The sequence below is a fragment of the Flavobacteriales bacterium genome (genome assembly GCA_016704485.1).
GTDB lineage: Bacteria > Bacteroidota > Bacteroidia > Flavobacteriales_F > PHOS-HE28 > PHOS-HE28.
This window is the reverse complement of the sequence record JADJAA010000001.1, coordinates 2,137,501-2,157,936: the sequence shown is the minus strand read 5'-3', so window position 1 is coordinate 2,157,936 and position 20,436 is coordinate 2,137,501. Positions and strand designations below refer to the sequence as shown.

Annotated in this window: 15 protein-coding genes; 5 read left to right on the top strand and 10 right to left on the bottom strand. The window is 49.6% G+C overall.

Features of this window, described 5'->3' with window-relative positions; translation table 11 throughout:
* Window positions 1-16: 16 nt before the first annotated feature.
* Entirely contained in the window at window positions 17-910 is an 894-nt protein-coding gene (locus IPF95_09200) for a hypothetical protein (GenBank protein MBK6474872.1), read from the bottom strand.
* 747 nt (window positions 911-1,657) lie between these two features.
* Here IPF95_09200 and murB point away from each other — a divergent pair.
* The 3 genes from murB (at window position 1,658) to IPF95_09185 (ending at window position 5,637) form a co-directional block, all read left to right on the top strand.
* A complete protein-coding gene (gene murB, locus IPF95_09195) occupies window positions 1,658-2,674 on the top strand; it encodes a UDP-N-acetylmuramate dehydrogenase (GenBank protein MBK6474871.1) in 1,017 nt (338 codons plus the stop codon).
* A gap of 153 nt (window positions 2,675-2,827) precedes the next feature.
* Window positions 2,828-5,005 carry a DPP IV N-terminal domain-containing protein gene (locus IPF95_09190; GenBank protein ID MBK6474870.1) on the top strand — a complete coding sequence of 726 codons (2,178 nt, stop codon included), beginning with the start codon at window positions 2,828-2,830 and terminating at the stop codon, window positions 5,003-5,005.
* Window positions 5,005-5,637 carry a T9SS type A sorting domain-containing protein gene (locus IPF95_09185; protein MBK6474869.1) on the top strand — a complete coding sequence of 211 codons (633 nt, stop codon included), beginning with the start codon at window positions 5,005-5,007 and terminating at the stop codon, window positions 5,635-5,637. The genes IPF95_09190 and IPF95_09185 overlap by 1 nt, the downstream gene beginning before the upstream one ends.
* Here the strand turns inward: IPF95_09185 and IPF95_09180 are convergent, their stop codons facing one another.
* The 7 genes from IPF95_09180 to dnaB form a co-directional block, all read right to left on the bottom strand.
* Window positions 5,638-6,855: a Zn-dependent exopeptidase M28 gene (locus IPF95_09180; protein ID MBK6474868.1), complete on the bottom strand. Its 1,218-nt coding sequence runs from the start codon at window positions 6,853-6,855 to the stop codon at window positions 5,638-5,640.
* A 59-nt stretch (window positions 6,856-6,914) separates the two neighbouring features.
* Window positions 6,915-8,888: a T9SS type A sorting domain-containing protein gene (locus tag IPF95_09175; GenBank protein MBK6474867.1), complete on the bottom strand. Its 1,974-nt coding sequence runs from the start codon at window positions 8,886-8,888 to the stop codon at window positions 6,915-6,917.
* A 110-nt stretch (window positions 8,889-8,998) separates the two neighbouring features.
* Window positions 8,999-10,708, bottom strand: coding sequence for a M3 family oligoendopeptidase (locus tag IPF95_09170; protein MBK6474866.1), 1,710 nt, complete (start codon window positions 10,706-10,708; stop codon window positions 8,999-9,001).
* Entirely contained in the window at window positions 10,709-11,281 is a 573-nt protein-coding gene (locus IPF95_09165; GenBank protein ID MBK6474865.1) for a DUF5606 domain-containing protein, read from the bottom strand. It lies immediately after the preceding gene.
* 195 nt (window positions 11,282-11,476) lie between these two features.
* Window positions 11,477-12,421, bottom strand: a complete 945-nt coding sequence (locus tag IPF95_09160; protein ID MBK6474864.1) for a T9SS type A sorting domain-containing protein — start codon at window positions 12,419-12,421, stop codon at window positions 11,477-11,479.
* 139 nt (window positions 12,422-12,560) lie between these two features.
* Entirely contained in the window at window positions 12,561-13,856 is a 1,296-nt protein-coding gene (locus tag IPF95_09155; protein MBK6474863.1) for an asparagine synthetase B, read from the bottom strand.
* Window positions 13,822-15,297: a replicative DNA helicase gene (dnaB, locus tag IPF95_09150; protein MBK6474862.1), complete on the bottom strand. Its 1,476-nt coding sequence runs from the start codon at window positions 15,295-15,297 to the stop codon at window positions 13,822-13,824. The genes IPF95_09155 and dnaB overlap by 35 nt, the downstream gene beginning before the upstream one ends.
* A gap of 291 nt (window positions 15,298-15,588) precedes the next feature.
* Between dnaB and IPF95_09145 the strand changes: the two genes are divergently transcribed.
* On the top strand, window positions 15,589-16,884 hold the full coding sequence (locus tag IPF95_09145) for a hypothetical protein (protein ID MBK6474861.1): 1,296 nt from the start codon (window positions 15,589-15,591) through the stop codon (window positions 16,882-16,884).
* Window positions 16,885-16,915: 31 nt separating this feature from the next.
* Here IPF95_09145 and IPF95_09140 read toward each other — a convergent pair whose 3' ends face one another.
* Window positions 16,916-17,908: an acetyl-CoA carboxylase carboxyltransferase subunit alpha gene (locus tag IPF95_09140; GenBank protein MBK6474860.1), complete on the bottom strand. Its 993-nt coding sequence runs from the start codon at window positions 17,906-17,908 to the stop codon at window positions 16,916-16,918.
* A 98-nt stretch (window positions 17,909-18,006) separates the two neighbouring features.
* On the opposite strand from IPF95_09140, the gene ispE reads away from it, so the two are divergent.
* Window positions 18,007-18,861 carry a 4-(cytidine 5'-diphospho)-2-C-methyl-D-erythritol kinase gene (ispE, locus tag IPF95_09135; protein ID MBK6474859.1) on the top strand — a complete coding sequence of 285 codons (855 nt, stop codon included), beginning with the start codon at window positions 18,007-18,009 and terminating at the stop codon, window positions 18,859-18,861.
* Window positions 18,862-18,868: 7 nt separating this feature from the next.
* Here ispE and IPF95_09130 read toward each other — a convergent pair whose 3' ends face one another.
* Window positions 18,869-20,239, bottom strand: coding sequence for a TlpA family protein disulfide reductase (locus IPF95_09130; GenBank protein MBK6474858.1), 1,371 nt, complete (start codon window positions 20,237-20,239; stop codon window positions 18,869-18,871).
* Window positions 20,240-20,436: the final 197 nt, after the last annotated feature.

The following is a 20,436-nucleotide window of genomic DNA, read 5'->3' as shown; positions in this document are numbered from 1 at the left end:
GATTCTCCGGACAATCTCATCGCACCATGAATTTTACGAATGCAGTTCTTCCTTCTCCTTGTAATACGCCGCAATACAAACCACTCGGCCAGTTCGATGTTTGAACTATCACCTCGTCCTGAACCGCAGACCGGGACCATACAAGTCGTCCACCAGAGTCCAGAATGCGTACACCCAACCCAAGCTCATGCGGCCACCGGATAACGACACTTCCGTTGTCGTTGTCCACAAGGCAAAATTGTGTGACATCCTCATACGGCATTCCCACGGTGGAGTCATCCTCCGTGACGTGAACGTTGTCGATGTAGACGTAGGCAACTTCCTGAAAGCTTGAGACCACCGGCACATGTTCCGTGAGGTCGTTCTCGAAGAAATTACCGATCACCAAGTACTGGTAGGCACTATCGGCGACGAAAGACCCTTCAACCAATGTCCAGCTCACTGTGTCCAGCAATACTTCCGTGGAGTACACATGGGCATAGTTCCGAAATTCGATCGGTCCAGGCGGAGCAAATTGCTCCTCGTTCAGATTCGTGAACAAAGCGCCCACATTGTTGCAACCGGAAGTAGTGATCTCGACTTGACCACCATAGGCCAAATTGGTCCAAAAAGAAACTTGGTACCGGTGCCCTACTTCCAACGGTTCCAGCAGAGATACTCCAATGTACTCCCTGTAGTTATTGAACTCCGAATAGGCCACAAGACCGGCGTAAGCCTCACTTTCTTGCGCATGTTGGAAACCCGCGACATTGTACGGTACTGAAACCGACGAAAATGGATCGATCTCCGCACAACCATGAAAATAGTCAGGGCTTGATTTCCATGCCCTCCAATAGAGCGGCTGATTCCCTACCGTGAAGCAACAAGACTGAGGACAGGAATCATTCAATTCAAGACTGGGGTTAGGCACGAGATTTTGCCCAATTGAGTAGAAGGAATTAAGGGACATTAGGAAACAAACAACCGTTTTAGTTACGTACCAGCTAATGTGACCTCTTGAGAAATGCATTCGTTCATTGGCGACACTGATTGCGTCGCTCCGTTCATGATGACCAGCGACTGTCCGGCCATATCGGTCTTTTCAAAATACAAGCATCGCATGGCATCGACCAATTCCATCGTGCTCGCCCAAGTCACCGCTTGGGGCGTGTACCGGCTTACTGTTGTTCGGCGGGTACTCCTAAATAGTGCTCCTCGACTTCGCTCGGCGTACTATTTGGGTAGTTATCTTTGCAATGTTCTGTTTCGTTTTTTCTTTAGTAGGGATTAGTGGGACAAGAGCGACCGGCCCTCGATGTTTCTAGCATCGGGGGCTTTTTATTTGAAGTAATGTAAGGTGTGGCGCTTACTTTTAGCAGCCATTTTAGCTCGAAGTCTCGAAGTCTCGAAGTCTCGAAGTCTCGAAGTCTCGCTTTGAGCCGAGCACGAAGATTGAACTTCGTAGCAAGTTTTTATAGTGTACTTGCACTGACATTTCGCTCAATGTACAAATGAAAATCGATATGTGAAAATTTTGTTAATCGGTTTTGCATTCAATAACGCACAAAAAGCCCATCCCAAATTTCTACCACTTCCCTACTCCATGTGGATAAATGGGGAACCCGGATCTTCTTCCGCAGAATAGCACGATCGTAAACTTGCACTGCGCGATCGTACTATGCAACTACAAAGCAATTATCCACTTACCCAACACAACACCTTCGGCATTGCGGCCCATGCGTTGCTTTTCGGTCGTTTTAACAGCACCGCGCAATTGGCCACATTGCTGAACATGCCCGAAGTTGCGGGTATGCCGCGCTTGTTCTTGGGAGGCGGAAGTAATATCCTGTTCACACAGGATTTTCCCGGCGTGGTGTTGCTGAATGAAATTCCGGGAATTACGGTCGTTAAAGAAGATGACGAAAACGTGGTTGTAAAAGCAGGTGCAGGCGTTGGTTGGCACCAGTTCGTATTGCATTGTGTTGAAAATGGTTGGGGCGGTATCGAGAACCTTTCGTTGATCCCCGGAAAGGTGGGTGCAGCTCCCATGCAGAACATCGGTGCGTATGGCGTAGAGATCAAGGACAACTTCGTGGAGCTGGAGGCTTATCGCCTTGCGGATGGTGAACTGGTCACGTTCGATCGTGAAGCTTGCCAATTCGGTTATCGGGAGAGCTTTTTCAAACGTGCAGGGAAGGACCAGTATGTGATCGTTAGCGTCACCTTCCGATTGGATAAAAAGCACATACTCAACACGAGCTACGGTACTATATCCCAGGAATTGGAGCAAATGGGCATCTTGGAACCAACCATTAACGATGTGAGCAATGCGGTGATCGCCATCCGAAGCAGCAAATTACCGGACCCCAAAGTGCTGGGCAATGCGGGTAGCTTTTTTAAGAATCCGGTCGTTGCGAAGGAATTAGCGGAGAAGATCAAAAAAGACTTTCCAGATGCTGCGGTCTACCCCGCAGGTGACGGGCTGGTGAAACTCGCTGCGGGTTGGTTGATCGAAAAAGCGGGTTTGAAGGGCTATGACGCAGGCACACACGGCGTACACGATAAGCAAGCGCTGGTATTGGTAAACAAGGGCAGTGCCACCGGCAAGGAGATCTTCGATCTAAGCACCAAGGTCCTACAAAGCGTAAAGGAAAAATTCGGCGTTGATCTGGAGCGCGAAGTGAATATTCTGTGATCATACCGGATCGTGCAATACCCATGGCATGGATCATGCTCTGGAAGAAAGACCATTCCAAAGACCAGATAGAACAACAATAACGCCCCTCTCTGTGCATTTGTGCATCTTCGCAGTACCGGCCATTCAACATAGAGATCCAATCCACTTCGCATGAACCAACGCACCATTCTGTTTTTCCTACTTCTTGCCTTCTTCACACCCACGTTCAGCAGCGCGCAACACCAGCTAACGTTGAGTGAATCCATACTGAAAGCCGGTTCCGATTACGCACCCGAACGCTTGCGCGGACTTCAATGGGTTGAAGGAACCAGCACCTACAGTTACGTAAATGACAGTGCGCTTATGATCGGAACACTGGGCAAGAGCATGGATCGTCCTTTCGTAACGTTGCGCGACTTGAACGCATCAATTCCGGACAGCACGGAGCTGCGCCGTTTACCGGCTGTAACGTGGGAGGATGGAACCCATTTCCATTTTATGCACGATGGCAAGATGTTCCGCTACGAGCAGGGAGCCAAAAGGATTGAGGTAACACATTCATTGCCGGCAGAGGCAGCGAACGAAGACTATGACCCCGTGCAAGGAAGTATTGCCTATACCGTGGATGATGACGTTTTCGTGATCCGCAAAGGAGGTGGCCGAAGCGTGCGCATTACGACGGATGGTGGAGAAGGGATCGTAAATGGCAAGAGCGTACACCGCGATGAATATGGAATTACGAAAGGCACGTTCTGGGGTCCGAAGGGAAATGTGCTTGCCTTTTATCGGATGGATGAAAGCATGGTCACCGAATATATGTTAGAGGATATCAGCACGAAACCAAGCACCTTCAACGTGATCCGCTACCCCATGGCCGGCCAAACAAGCCATCACGTTACGATCGGTGTGTACGACCTGCGTTCCGGCAAGAAGATCATCTTGAACACCGGCGCTCCCGCAGACCAGTATCTCACCAACATTGCATGGGAACACGACGGTGCACATTTACAAGTTGTTCATTTGGATCGCGCAACGGAGAATTTGAAAGTGGTTCGCTATAGTGTCGAGACCGGCAAGCCCGTTGGTACGCTCCTCACGGAACATGACGATAAATATTTGGAACCTCAGCAACCTGCGAAATTCCTCAAGACCAAACCCACTCAGTACATCTGGTGGAGCCAGCGCGATGGGTGGCCGCACCTTTATCTCTATGACCTCAACAAAGGAATGGTCCGTCAATTGACGAAAGGGAATTGGGTCGTGCAGAACATAGTTGGCATGGATCCACTGGAGACATTCGTCATAGTGGACGGTTCCGGCGAGATCGAAGCAGGCAGACCCACTGGTGCTATGGATACCCATTTGTACCGTGTTGAATTGCGCAGTGGAAAAACCACGCGTCTAACAAAAGAGGCTGGTAAGCACAGCGGCCAGCTGAGCAGTGATGGTGCCACGTTGATCGACACCTGGAGCAGCATGATGGTACCTGGTCGGACTGAACTGATCGACGCCAAGAACGGCAGCATCATGAAAACGTTGATCAATTCAAAAGACCCGCTCGCGGAAGTGACCAAGGGTACAATGGAACTACTAACCATCCCCGGGGAGAATGGCGACATGCTGAACGCTCGTCTGATCAAACCAAGTTATTTCGATGAGAACACCCGCTACCCGGTATTGATCTACGTGTACGGCGGCACGCATGTACAACTGGTCCGCAATTCATTCTTGGGAGGTGCCTCGCTATGGATGATCGAAGCGGCTGAACGCGGCTATCTGGTCTGGACCGTGGATGGTCACGGTAGCAGCGAACGCGGACGTGATTTCGAACAGATCATACACCGGCAATTGGGTATCACCGAGGTAAACGACCAGATGCGCGGTGTGGATTGGTTGAAAGCATTGCCCTATGTGGATAGCACGCGTATCGCAGTGCATGGCTGGAGCTTTGGAGGCCATATGACCACCGCAATGCTTACACGTTATCCCGGAGTTTTCAAGGTGGGTGTGGCTGGTGGCCCTGTTATGGATTGGAGCCTTTATGAAGTGATGTACGGAGAACGGTACATGGATACACCCAAAGAAAATCCAAAAGGCTATGAGGCAACAACACTACCACTGCTTGCGGATAAATTACAAGAAGACCTCCTGTTGATCACCGGAGGCGTTGACCCTGTAGTTCTACCGGAGCACAGTTTCAGTTTCTTAAAAGCTTGCGTGGACAGTGGAACGCAAGTGGATTTTTTCGATTATCCGGGGCATGAGCACAACGTACGTGGGAAGGACCGGGTACATCTGATGGAAAAAGTTCTGCGTTATATCGATGCACGCATGTTGAACTATCGTTAATGCAGCAGGTCATGAACTATGCGCTGGCCCTTGCTTGTCTTCTGCCGATCACGCTAGTTGGGCAAACCACCTATCAAGTGGAAGTTGGTGGGAACATGCTGAGTGGGCCTGCACCCTACTACCAGCCTCAGTTCCTTACGATTGACCTGGGCGATAGCGTTGAATGGCATCAGGTGAATGGTTGGCACAATGTCGCTGGAACAACGGCGCTCTATCCGGACAATCCGGAAGGGTTCACATCCGGCGAACCGGCACAGGGAACTTGGACATATTCAACCGCATTCACGATCCCTGGGTTCTACCAATATCACTGCACGCAAACAGGACATAGTGCAACACAATTCGGAACAATTACCGTGTTGGATCCTAACGGCATCAATGCGTTCACGAATGATCTTGATGTACATATTTTCCCAGTTCCAGTGGAAACGATGCTGAACATTTCAACACCTTTAGCGGAGGTTGAAGCGGTCGCAATAATGGCACTCGATGGCCGGATCGTGTTGTCCGAAAACGTCAGCGGAACTTCTTCGTTCGAGCTTGATGTACACGAATTATCAGCAGGAAATTACCTATTGATCCTAACGCACATTGCTGGGAAAAAGTCAGCTCACGCGTTCGCGAAGCAGTGATCAGAACGCGCGCATCACACGCAGGTTGATCGCTTTCCCGTTCTCTGGTCTGGCCTGAACGGAATAGGTACCCGGTGCCACAGATGCCATCGGAAGCTGGATCACATGTTTGCCCTGTGCCAGAACGCCATCGTGCAACAACGCTACCTCCTTGCCCAATGCATCCACAAGTCGGATCGAATACCGATCACTAACAGGAACATCAAGCCACAACTGAGCATCTACTGAGGCAGGATTCGGGAAAGCAAACAACGTAGGCTTCGAAACAGCAATTTCACTTACTGCTGTAGGAAGACCGTATGGAATAGCCAGTATTGCGAACGACGCGATGGAAAGTTTCGCAAGCTCTTCGTAATAGGGAACATCGAAGAATTCCACGCGATCATTCTGTGTGTGGTAGGTCGGATTACCATCATTGGTGAACTCTTCGATCATCAACACCGCGCCATATCCTTCATTCCAGAACGACGCATGATCGCTGTACGTCGCTCCTGGGTTGGTCACGATCAGGTCGATATCGAAATTATACCGGTCCAGCACCGCAACCACGGTATCAGAAATGTCCAATGAATTAGCGATCGGTCGTACGTGTACGCGTGCCTTGCGATCTGCATTGCCATCATAGGCGATCGCATCCATGTTCACGACACCCTTGATCACTACATCGTTCGCGGCTTGTGAGCCTGCCCAAAAGGCACTGCCTACCAAGCCCTGTTCCTCTTCGTCCCAAAATCCGAATACGATGGAATACGCGAAGGGGATATCATGCAGTACGCGAGCAGCTTCCAATAATGCGCCTGTGCCACTGCCGTCGTCATCCGCAGCTGGCGCCGGTCCCGTACCTGCTGGTAGCGCATCGAAATGCGCGCATAGAACTACGTACTCGTCAGGATATAGACTACCTACCTTCGTAGCTACCACGTTGCCACCCGTTGCGCTGAACGTTTGGACCGTGGGTGTATAGCCGAATTGGGTCAGCTTCTGTTCCAAATACGCCTGTGCCACGGCATTACCTGGATTGAATTTGTTCCGATTCACGATCAGCTCGGGACCATTCCCGATATCGATCGGTGTTTCACCGCTGATCTCTTCCACATAATGGATCATGGAATCGATCTGCAATGCATCGATAATGGACTGGACCACGATATCCTGTGCAGAAAGATGAAGAATGGAAGTTGCTGAAAGAACAACTGCAACGAGCGAGCGTTTGATCATAGGTCAATGTTAACGAAAAGTCGGTTATTCGACCTAGGCCGATCTATACTTGGGGTGGATTACAGAACCACTACGCGTTCAACATATTTACGCGTATCCGTACTCACGATCACAAGGTATGTGCCGGTCCGCTCAGACAACTGCAACTGCCATTTACCTGAACCATTCGGTATATGCCCGGCCACTCGTGCCCCGCTCATATCGAACACATCGATGGAATTCACCTTATCGGTAATACCTTCGATCTGTAACAAACCGTTATTGACCGGATTAGGAAAGATCCGCACACCGAGTTCCCGCAGATCATCTACGGCAATGGTCTGATCGATGACCTCGACGTCCTTCACGAGCACAGGAGAGGGGTCTGCCGCTTCATACATGTCCCTGAACGTATCGATATCATTTGTGTTGAACGCGAACATCTCTTCCATCCAACGCGGCGGCGCACTCTGGTACCACAAGTTCGAAACTACCCGGATAAGCCCTGTGTGCCCATTCATAGGCACGTGGTAATGCACCTTATCCGTTCCGCTACCCTCCACACCCGTACTACTTTTATTGAAGTCAATATCAGTAACGGGAACACCTGCGATCAGAACAGTATCATACGCGTAATTCGATGTGGTGAATCCGATAGGGGTCAAACGATTGTCCTTCAACGGTTCTTTAGCTCGTTCAAGGACCGTGGTCTTATTACCGTTCACATCACCCATGACCATTTCGTAGATCTGTGCCTGGTCTGGCGAAGTGATCACATCATGATGGGGTTCCCAACTAGCATCGTGCCCCATGACCTCGTAATCGCTATTCCATCCGCCACTGTGGAAAAGCGTATCATTTTCGGCACTTAATACGATTATTTCCACAAAAGCTCTTCGCGCAGGATAACCCGATGGAAATTTATGTCCAGCCAGGTTGGTCAATGTGAGATCAATGAATGCAGTATCGGCATCACGCGAGATCACGTTCAGGTCCAGAAGGGCCGACTTTTGCTTCAACATGTTATCCGACCGTGCGATGGTGCTGTCGAATTGTGTCGTACTTGCTGTGAGACCCAGTGCTGCGCTATTGTCCCGGAGAAGACCCAACATGAATGTATTCGCACCGGCAAAATGGTGGAGACCAAATGGGCTTTTGCCTTGCAGAAAGAGGTAGTTCGCAGAGATCACAACGGCATCATCAATTCGCGGAACGTGGCAACCCTGGCACGTTATTCCACCCTCTGGATTGGCATCGGTATCATAGATCGAATTCACCCACTCATGGTACGTAGCCTGCTCCACGAATTCATCACCCGTAAGCGCACCGGAAAGATCCGCTGTCTCAGTAAGCAACGTGTGGCAACCTGCACATAGACCAGCATCATTAATATGGGCACCATACATAGGATCGTATCCAACGAAGCTGGTCATTGGCGCACCGAATACCTCCAGATACGGACCATAGGCTACGCGGTTCGTATCGAATAGGATCTTACCTGAAAAGTGAAGTCCGATACTATCAGGACTTTGCATGTGGCAAGCCAAGCAGCTCACCCCATCAAGTCCCATTGAATCCGTGGCCAAGGTATCCATGGTATAATGTCCCCCCGTCCTGAAAAACTCATCATAGCGGCCCATTGGAGCATGACAGCTCGTGCATTTATCCTCCAATTCTTCTTTATGTGCTGGGTTCACAGTTACTTCATGACTGACCTTCGCACGCCAGAATGGATCATGTGCCGCGTTGGCCATCATGGTACTGCGCCAATCATCAGCAACGTTCACATCAACACCGTCCTCATCCACTCCTGCATAATTATTCACGATGTCCTTTCCGTGACAACCACTACATTTTCCACTTGCCGCGAAATAGTGGTTCGTTGCTTCAGATAGAGGTAGCCCTGCATCACGATAGTCCTTCAATTCCGCCGCGCTATGGTATGCTTTCGCTTCTGGTAACCTGCCATCTTTCCAAGCAACGAACAAGGCAACAGTTCCCACCAACAGGGCTAAGATCAGAACACGGGAAATGGAAGAATAACGTTGTAGCATAGATAAGATGTAAGAAGTGTATGCTTGCAAATCTAGGGCGAAACGCCGCTGGTCGCCAACTCACTTACCCCTACTCTTGATATCGTGGAATGGATCCTGACCGGATACCATTATAAACGATCCAGCTCTTCTCGAACGAACGTGATCAGTTCGTGGACGTTGGATACGGATAGGTCGAAAGAAATACCGGCCTTAGCGTAGATCTCCGGCAACGTTCGGGTATAGCCGAGTTTCAGCGCATCGGTATACATGTGCAACGCTTCAGTAGGGTTCTTTTTGTAGTTGCGCCATACACCGATAGCTCCCAATTGGGCAATGGCGTACTCGATGTAGTAGAACGGTCCTTCGAAAATATGGAGCTGTTTATGCCAAAGTGTAGCGCGTACTTTATCAAGCCCACTCCAATCGACAACGTCGCCGCCAAAGCGCTGATGGATCTCCACCCAAGCCTTTGACCGTTCCTTGATGGTCCATTCGGGATGTGTATAGATCGCATGTTGAAAAGCATCCACTGTTGCCACCCACGGCAGGATCGAAAGAACGCGTTCCAATTGATCACGTTTCGCACGGCGCAGCTCTTCCGGATCGGTATAAATAAGGTGCCAATGCTCCATGGTGAGCAACTCCATGCTCATACTTGCCAACTCGGCCACTTCACTTGGGAAGTTCTTGAACCCGGTAATTGGCAACGGATGCGTTAGGAACGAATGCACTGCATGCCCCCCTTCATGCACCATGGTGATCACATCACTGGTGGTGCCAACTGCATTCATGAAGATGAACGGCGGACCTGTTTCGTAGAGCGGATAATTGTAGCCACCCGGCGCCTTTCCATCCCGCGATCCAAGGTCCAAACGTCCCATGGTGCGCATCTCACGCAAGCAATCGGCGAAGTACGGATCCAATTCCTCAAACACTGAAATAGCGAGATCCGCCAATTCATCCGGTGAATCGAATGGCCGTAAAGGTGCTCTACCCAATGGGTCGACAGCAAGGTCCCAAGGGCGCAATGACGCAACACCCAAAGCGGTCTTACGCTCTTTTGCCAAGCGGTCCATAACAGGCACCACTTCCTTTTCAACGCTTTCATGGAACGCAACAGCATCTGCGGGAGTGTGATCGAAGCGCCCCAGAGCGCTATACATATAGTCACGGAAATTATCGAAGCCGGCGTTGACCGCAACTTGCTGACGTTTCTTCACCATTGCGGTGAACAGCTCATCGAGTTTAACCGTGTCCAAAGCACGACGCTCAGCGATCAAGCGATAAATGGCTTCGCGCTCATCGCGATCCGTACTTTCAAGGATAGCACCTGCTTTCGGCAGCGTAATGGTCTCTCCTTTCCACTGCACATTCATAGCACCCATGATGGTGCCGTACTCCTGTGCCATGGATCGCAATTCGGCCTGTAAAGGCACGTTCGCTTCACGGAAAATGCGCAATTGTTCACGGATGCCACGGAGATAAACAGGATATCCTTCGCCGTTCAGACCTTCCACATGTGGATCGGCCATGAGCTTCCGTTGCAATTTATCGGTCCATTGCTCCACCTCTGGAAGCACTTCGCTAACGAATGCATTGTAACGTTTGCTCACTGCATCATCACGGGTATCCGAGGTCATGCGGATATACCGCCAAGCACCTTCTTCGGATAGTGCCGCATCCAGTTCGCTCAGGTCTTTCAACCAGCGTTCCAATTCATGGCGCGATGTTATACTGCGCTCATGCAATTCCTTGAAATACGTAGCAACGGAATTCCAGTCCTCTATCCTCAGCGCAACCGGCAGGAACGTACGGGCGGCACTTGTTACCGGAGTCATTTAACCACCGCGTTGCGCGGATTTACGCATGGTAGTTGCTTTCGCTTTGGAAGTACCGGCTGGCTTTTTCGGAGCAGCGGCTTTTTTCGCCTTCTTTATTACCGGTTCGTCGGTTCCTTTTGCTGCTTTCTTGGACTTGGTCTTCTTGTCCCCGTCCTTGGCGTCGCTCTTTTTCTTTTTCTCTTCTTTCTTGTCGAATTCACCAGCTTTCAACAATTGACCATACCAGGTGAACAGCTTGCGTACATCACTTGGGTAGATACGATCGCGATCATGCTCGGGAAGCGCTTCACCCAATTTCTTGAATAATTTATCGTCGTCCGCGTTCTTAGGATCCAAGCTGGCCTTACCACTCTCCACTTTATGCAAGCTCTCCAACACTTTCGCCAAAGGCACATCCTCACCGGTGGTGAACATACTGATCTCGTCCAACGAGCTCACTTTAACACTGCTGTGCACAGGAGCACGCTTATTGTCCGTCAGCGATTCAACGATGAGTGCTTGCCTGCCCTGCGCTACAATGCGATAAAGACCGGGCTTACCTGAAATGGAAATGATCTTACTAAGGTCCATGCTATTTGTTGTAGGGACAAATCTAATGAACCCGGCGTGTTAGGTCGGGAAAAATAGTATTGAATTGTGATCGCCACGATTTCTTTGTTGTTTGCAGTCCATTGGGTCGACCGGATCCTAGGTGCAGGTGAAACTTCCATAACTAAAGAACCCCGCTGATAGGCAGGGTTCTTTTGTTATGGTTCTATTCACGTATCAATTGCGCACAATACGATGTCTTTCACGCATATTGCCCGACTCGATCTCCATCATATAGATACCGGAAGCCAAGCCGCTGATATCAACATGGTCCGTAGTTCCAGCAGCAACCGTGTGCCCTGCGGTCATGACCACGCGACCGTTCAGATCGATCAATTGCCAAGAAGCTGCTCCGTTGCCATTTCCATTGGCGATGGACAATACGTTATCCGCAGGCACCGGATAAATGCTCACCGCATTACTTGCGGAATTCTCACCGACACTAATATCAGTGCTCATGTCCACGTAAACTACATCATCAACGTAGAACTCACCGACCGTCGGTGTACCTCCTCCATATGAAAAGAAGTCGATCGATCCGAGTTGGTTCGGGCCGGCAGCACCATCAGTAAGGGTATTGAAGGCGAACGAAGAAACCATATTCCCGTCCACCATGATCACAGCGGTCATTGCCGTCAGATCAAATGCCATGGCAACGCTGAACCATGCATCCTGTGGGTAAGTTCCAGTTATGGAATCACCAGCGGCCATACCTGAAATAGCCCCTCCATCCTGTAAGATCACTTCCGCAGCGAAGGACCCAGCCGCAGGGATCTCAATGTGTTGAATATTGAAGTAACCGCCTTTACCCGTTGGAACATACATGTTCCAAGTAAGGGCATATGAACCTGTTGTTTTATCGCCTAAGCGTAGCAATAGGTCGCCCGGTCCACCGGCTGCAGCGGTTGCAATGCACGCAATACTGTTAGTTCCGCTGTTTGCAAAAGCCGTCGAAATTACTTGATCAGCACCACCGGCCCAGATCGCCCAGTTCGTGGGGTTGGTTGCGGCCACCATATCACCAGCTGCATACGACTCGAAGTCGTCTGAATAGATCACTGTTTGCGCATTGGCGGCAAACAGTAGGGTTGCGGAAAAAGCAAAAAGTAGTGTTCGTTTCATTTTGAATGAGGGTTTGGTTCACTGCTAAAGGTACGTGATCCGGATCAATCTCGGAAATCACCTCAAAACACGTGCTATCCGAACACAATGCATGGGCGTCAACGGTCGCGATCAGCTATATGGAGCACTAAAAAACTTCTCAGGTCTTCTGCTTCTTCTTCCGCGCAGCGGGAAAGAGGATATTGTTCAGGATCAAACGATAGCCTGCAGAATTAGGGTGCAGGCTCAGGTCCGTGGGCGGATCGCCCACCATATGCTGATAGTCCTCGGGGTCGTGGCCACCATAGAAAGTCCATTGTCCAAGACCGAATTCACCATGAATGTATTTCACCGTGCTCTGCGCTTTGTTCTCACCCATTACCGTAACACCAGGTTTCACCAAGTTGCCTCGGAATGCGGTGGTCTGGCCCATGAAACCGCGGACCACTTGCTCATGGCTCTGGCAGAGCATCGTAGGCACCACATCCCATTTGGCACTGAAGTCGAAGAGCGTGAAAAAATCGCGCTCCTGCCCGATCCTGCTATGGATATCCGTAGCATCGATATCAGAGAATTCGTAGACCATGGGATCCGTGATCAATTTGAAATCCTTGAATGCGAATGCTTTATTGAAGTCGATCTTTTGTTGTACCTGCGGATCAATAGGGTCATGATCGAACTCAGGAGCACAAATATCAACACCTTCTGCGGCTAATGCAATGTCATATGAATCCGTTCCCGAACACATGGTGAAGAGGTAACCACCACCACTCACGTAATCCCGGATCTTCAATGCCACAGCAAGTTTCATTTGACTCACTTTGGCAAATCCAAGACCACCTGCCATCTCTTCGCTTTCCCGAACGTTCTCGATGTACCAAGGTGCACTGCGGTAGGTTCGATAGAATTTACCGTACTGACCAGTAAAATCCTCGTGATGCAAATGGAGCCAATCGAATTGTGGCAATGCACCACCAATGATCTCTTTGTCATAGATGCGTTCATATGGTATTTCCGCATAGGTCATGACCATGGTAACAGCATCGTCCCACGGTTGAAATGATTCGGGAGCATACACGGCGATCTTGGGCACCTTCTCCAATTTCACAGCCTCCATATTCGCCTCAGGATCGCTGATCTCCTGCAGGATCAGTGCAGCTTGACCGTCGGCGATCACTTGGTAGGTTACCCCGCGTATGGTGCATTCCTGCTCCAAGGTCAGGTAATGATCGATGAGAAAGCTACCACCTCTGTAGTTCAGTAACCAGTCAATCGGAAGATCCTGTTGTAAGGTCCAAAAAGCGATACCATATGCTTTGAGATGATCCCGCTGGCTATTGTCCATGGGGATCAACAGTTTGGTAGCGAAGGTCCGCCCTCCCACCAGCAAGAAGAGAACTACAACGGAGAACCGAAGGAAGTTAGAACGGTGCAGCGTCGTCGAAATCGTTTTCATCGTTCATGCGGCTTTGGCGGGTAACAGTGCGGAAGGCATTTCCACCATCCTCATCCATTCCCATGCCATCATTCCCGAAACCACCGGACATGGTCTCCAGGTCAGCAAATTTAGCCAACTCAGGAATGAAACGAAGCCTAACGGTATCTATTGCACCATTCCTATGCTTGGCCACGATCACCTCACCCACGCCAAGCGTACTACCATGTTCATCCTCGTAGATCTTGTAATACTCAGGCCGATACAGGAAACAAACGATATCCGCGTCCTGCTCAATAGCGCCCGATTCACGGAGATCGCTCAACATCGGTCGCTTATCACCACCGCGTGTTTCCACTGCACGACTTAGCTGTGAGAGTGCAATGATGGGAATATCCAATTCCTTGGCGATACTTTTTATGGAACGCGAAATACTACTGATCTCCTGTTCCCGGTTACCCCCTTTGCTATCCCCACCAGCGGTCATAAGCTGCAGGTAATCAATGATGATCAGATCCACATTGTGCTGGCTTTTCAATCTGCGGGCCTTAGCGCGTAGCTCGAAGATATTCAAGCCCGGCGTATCATCAATATAGATGGGCGCATTGGTAAGACGTGCAATATGTTGGTGCAGGATGGTGAACTCGCTATCCGTGAGATCTCCTTTCCGCAATTTCTCTGAACTGATCCCTGCTTCACTTGCGATCAAACGTGTGACCAACTGCGTGCTGCTCATTTCCAAGCTGAACACTGCAACGGCACGTTTATGTTCAACCGCGATATTCCGGGCCATGCTGAGCACGAAGGATGTTTTTCCCATTGCTGGTCGTGCCGCCACGATCACCATATCACTGCGTTGCCAACCTGCTGTGAGCTTATCCAATTGCACGAAACCTGTAGGAACACCGCTAACGCCACCGGTCTTGGTCTTCGCGTTCTCGATCTGCTCAATGGCTCCCTGTATCAGATCGCTCATGGGTTCGTAGTTCCGTTTCAGGTTTCCACTGGTTACGGTATACAGATCTTGTTCTGTCTTGTCCAGCAGATCGAATACGTCGGCACTATCCTCGTATGCATCGCGCATTGTATCGGAACTGATGCGGATCAATTCACGGAGGATATGTTTTTGGCTGATGATGCGTGCGTGGTACTGCACGTTGGCACTGCTTGCAACTTTGTTCGTGAGTTGGCTGATGTAGAATGGTCCACCTACGACATCAAGCTCGCCGCGCTTTTTCAATTCCTCCGTGACCGTGAGGATGTCGATCGGTTGATCATTCCGGAACAGACCAAGAATGGCATCAAAGATCTTGCGATGTGCTTCCACATAGAAGCTCTCCGGTTGCAGGATATCGATCGCTTCGTTCACGGCATTCCTTTCCAGCATCAACGCACCCAGAACGGCCTGTTCCAATTCCGGAGCTTGTGGTGGAAGCTTACCAGCTTCTATCGCCGTATCCATCAATGAAGACGCTTGCCGACGCGCTACTCCTCGTTGCTTATCAAATGATCTTGGTGTAGATATCTCAGCCATTCATTGCTTAACCCACCTAACGTATTCAGTGTCCCTCGACATATGTGCGAGCGATCCATTGAACAGAACTGTTTTTGGGGATTGGGGTGTCAAATGTAGAGCCATCCTCCTGTCGATCGGTCAGGAATGTTTACAACTATTCTCCGTAGGATCAACAAAAATGCTGTGTACATCTTTGATCCCCGAAATGAATGTTGCGGTCTACCGTAACTTTCGGCAATGCCAACGCGTTGGATCTTGTGGATATTGATCGTTCTGTTGCTCTTTTCAACCAGTTGTCGTAAAGACAAGGACGAGAATTCACCGCACGTTGAATTCGAATTGCCCGGCAATTCGTTCACCGCTCAAGTTCCTGCGGCGTTCATCATTCGTGTAAAAGTGACGGATGACAGAGCATTGGAGAGCTTGTCCGTGATGATCGTGGATGACAACAATATTCCGATCGCTCCTGGATTTACTGCCGATCTTGCTGGCACGAGCGTAACGATCGAGCGCGAATTGACCATCACCGATGAGCGCATACTGAGCGGACCCTATAAATTGATCGCTCGTGCATTCGATGGTACTAATGAAGGACGCGCTTTCCATTCGATCAACATACACGCAGCTCCGCTTAGACTTCGCGCTATCTACGTAACACCACCCAACGGCAGTAGCCCTGCCCTGATCGCCAAGATCGATAGTGTTGGATCGATCTCCACGTTTGCCATGATCAATGAATTCTATGGATCTGCTATCGATGGTGGCACACAACATCTCTACATAGCTGGAGGACAATATGACCCAATGATCGCCTACCCCACCTCGGGAACAAGCGGTCAGTGGCAAGTGAATAATTCAAATGCTCTACCCTATCCGTATTTCACTGGTCTGGATCTTGATCCGACCGACAAGAAACTTTATTTATGTAGCAATGATCAATTCATTCGGGGCTATTCCGGTAATGGAACCCAACAGTTCACGGCACTTGCCATTCCGGATTTCAGACCATACAACACATTGTTCCTTGGCGATATTCTTGTGAATGAACAACGCAGCAATACGTTGCCGCAACGCAAGTTGGTAACGTATGCCAGCAGTAGTGGAGCACTCTACGAGCAATGGCCACTGGACCTTGACCTGATCGATATGTATCGAAGGACCGAGCAAACATTCCTCACCTTCGGCAACAGAAATGGCGATGGCGTGATCGCCGAACGTCATGCGACACTTGGTGGAACGTTCGAGATGCAGGTTTTCTCCGGAAATGAGATAACGGCAACAACCCGGATCAATGATGCCCTATTCGTCATCGCCGTTGGGGGAGAAATAAAACGATTTGATGTAACCACAGGTACACTGATCACTATCGCTCTACAACCTGCCGATGCCTTGACCTATGAAGCCGCTGCCGGAGTTGTTTACATTGGATCCGGAGATCAATTGCTTACGCTGGATCCGAACTCCGGTGCTATTCTTGGATCGGTTACCATACCACTACAAGCGGGAACGATATTAACGCTTCACAATCGTTGAGCTTCGAACGATGCCCATCCAGTTCCCAGTACTAGATCACTTCACCTTTCGCATTGCGCAGTGGCTTGCCTTTTAGCACCACACCCATTTCACAGAATTTCTTGATCCTCCGCTCCACCAGCTTATCGGGCGCGAGTTTCACCAACTGTTCAAGTTGCTTGTTCAATTCAGTCCGCACTTTTTTGCAAGCCTCATCCGGATCTGCGTGCGCACCGCCGACAGGCTCATTAATAATACCATCGATCAATTTATTCGCAAGCATATCCTTAGCAGTAAGCTTCAACGCACTTGCGGCGATCTCCTTATAATCCCATGAGCGCCAAAGAATGGAGGAGCATGATTCCGGAGAGATCACCGAGTACCACGTATTCTCCATCATCAAAACTTTATCACCGATACCGATCCCTAATGCACCACCTGAAGCGCCTTCGCCAATGATCACGCAGATCACTGGAACACGTAATTGCATCATTTCGATCAAATTACGGGCAATGGCCTCACCTTGGCCGCGTTCTTCTGCTTCGAGACCCGGGAATGCTCCCGGCGTATCGATCAATGTCACCACGGGTTTATTGAACTTTTCAGCCAACTTCATCAACCGTAAGGCTTTTCGATAACCTTCAGGATTCGGCATTCCGAAATTCCGGAATTGACGCATTTTCGTATTAACGCCTTTTTGTTGTCCAATGAACATTACCGTTCGGCCATCCAAGGAACCGAATCCACCCACCATTGCCTTATCGTCCTTAACCGTACGGTCACCGTGCAGCTCTATGAACGTGCCGTCGCTCATTTCATTGATATACTTCAATGTGTATGGCCGATCCGGATGGCGGCTAACTTGAACACGTTCCCAAGGTGTTAGGTCGCTGTAAATTGACTTCCGCGTCTGTGCCAATTTCTTCTCAAGGTCTTTCAATGTGGACTTTACATCCACCTCACCTTGTGAAGCCACGTCCTTCAATTTTTCGATCTGCTCGATGATGTTCTGTATCGGCTTTTCAAACTCCAAGAATGTCTGCATACGGACTGGTTAAGAAGAGCGAAGGTAGGAGGATGGAAATAACCGACCACACCATTTTAGACCAACCATCATTTCCTCCAATACCTTAGCGACCCGATATGATCATCTTTCCACATGCCAAGATCAATCTAGGCTTGAATGTCGTGCGCAAACGCGAAGATGGGTTTCATGATATTGAGACCGCAATGGTGCCGATTCCATTGCAGGATATTTTGGAAGCTGTGAAGGACCCTAGTCTTGGCCAGGGTGAAATATCCTACACACGAACGGGTATTTCCATTGCCGGAACCTTGGAAAGCGATCTGTGTTGGCGTGCCGCCCAGAAACTTTATGCTACGCGAATAATGCCGGGTATTCGACTGCACTTACACAAAGTAGTCCCACTAGGGGCTGGACTTGGAGGTGGTTCGAGCGACGCTGCACATACACTTCTATTGTTGAACAATTTGTTGGACCTCGGCATAAGTACTAACGAACTTCATTCCTTGGCTGCATCCCTTGGAAGTGATTGCCCATTCTTTTTGACCAATGGCCCTCAACTTGCGGAAGGGCGAGGAGAAATACTGCGTTCACTGGATCTGGATCTTAAAGGTCATTGGGTATTAATTGTCAATCCTGGTTTACATGTTCCAACCCCGGAAGTGTACCGCAATACCAGACCAACGGGCCGTTCTTTCGGAGCAAATTGGGATAAAGCGATCGGGTTAATGAACAAGGGGCCAGTTTCTACTTTTTCTAACTCAGCGATCCGTGAGTTGATCCCGAACGTAATGGAGGATCACGTGTTCAATACCTATCCTCAAGTGGAACAGGCCTTCAAAAAGTTGATCGAAGCCGGTGCATTTCACGCAGCAATGTCTGGATCAGGTTCAACTGTCTTTGGGTTGTTCACTACACCGCCACCGATCTTGGAATGGCCTAGTGACCATAGGACCTGGAGTTTCCAATTCTGACCACCTCCTAGAACAACCCTTCCAATAGCTCTCTAAGTTCTTCATGGTCCGTTGGCTTCGCCACGATGATACCATCTCTTGACAGCAGGAAGAAACTTGGTGTTGACCTTACGGCATATGCCTTCGCGAGTGGAGAACCCCATCCGATCAGTTCTGAAAAACAGGGCCAATTCAGCTTTTCGACCGTGATCGTTTCTTTGAACTCCATCGTATCCGCATCCAAAGCGATCCCAATAATCTCGAATCCTTTTCCATGTTCATCCGCATAAAGTTGGCGCAATCCGGGCATTTGATCGTGACAATGATCGCACGTACTGGAATAAAAGAAGAGCGCAGTGTATTTTGCCGTGGAAAGCAAGGTTGCAATATCCGTGGTATCCTTAGTTAATGGGTCCGGCAATTTGCCATCAGGTGCTTTTGCGCCAACTGTAACGCGAAGCAATTCAGCTACTATTCGCAGCAGGTCGTTATCCGGAGGAACCAATACCTTTTCTCCAACCACGTAGCTATCGACCAAATGTTGCGTTACATGGTCAGGGCCATATTGATCAAACAGTTCAATTAGCAACGCACGTGTTCGGGACCAACACTCCAGATCAGGTTCACTCCAGAAAAGCACCGAATCACATACCCTGACCAAGCCATTCTCCATATCCATGGGAATACTTTGCAGAACGGCCATTACAGCTTTATCGTGAATAGCACTTCGCAACAATTCTCCATCGGACCAATCAAAAGCATCGCGAATAGCCTCGAATCCCATTGGTATGGAGCTCATAAGTTGGCGATCGGCCACCACCATTTTCGTAAAATAACTTGAAGGATCCTGTTCGATCAAACGATCCAAATTCGATTGTTTGGCCGCAATTATCGATGCATCAATGCTATCGAATCGTTGTCTGGCCACAGTATCATGGTATGAAGAACCGCTACGTGCCTTCAAATTATCCCTTGCCCTTTCCTGACTATCCCTGCTAATTGCCTTATACTCCCACAAACGCTGGTTCTCCAATGAAGCGATGATCTGCACATGTTCTTGGAGTGGCCTACCGCTAAAGCGCAAGTTCAGTTCTGTTTCGTGCGGATCGAGAATGATATCGACCAGGTCGGTATCATTGACTGTAAGCTGATAGAATCCAGTGGCGTACGCACGGTCCTCAAAACTGAACGTAGCATTCTTTCTCACCAAAGCAGAATCGATCCTGGTATGCTCTCCACCGAAAGTATTCCATAGGACCACTTGCTCTGGCAATGAGGTACTGGGTTCAAACTCGAAAGATCCCGAGATCGTTTGGGTCCGGACCGTTGAACTGCTGATGCAGAATAACGATGTAAGCGCACCGATGAAGAATTGACGAATTGCTTTGGACCAGATCATTGCCAATTGATACGAGTTTCAGTTCGGAATTATACCAGTTGTGCAAAGATCGTGCGAAGATCTGAAAGGCGTTAATGAGTTAACCTCTGCTGCTACGCCCAATAGACCCGAGCAAGAATAAGAACGCTAACTATTCGGTCCACCTATTGGTTGGGTACTACAAAGAGGATCCCGAATGATCCTACCCGGATCTAGGA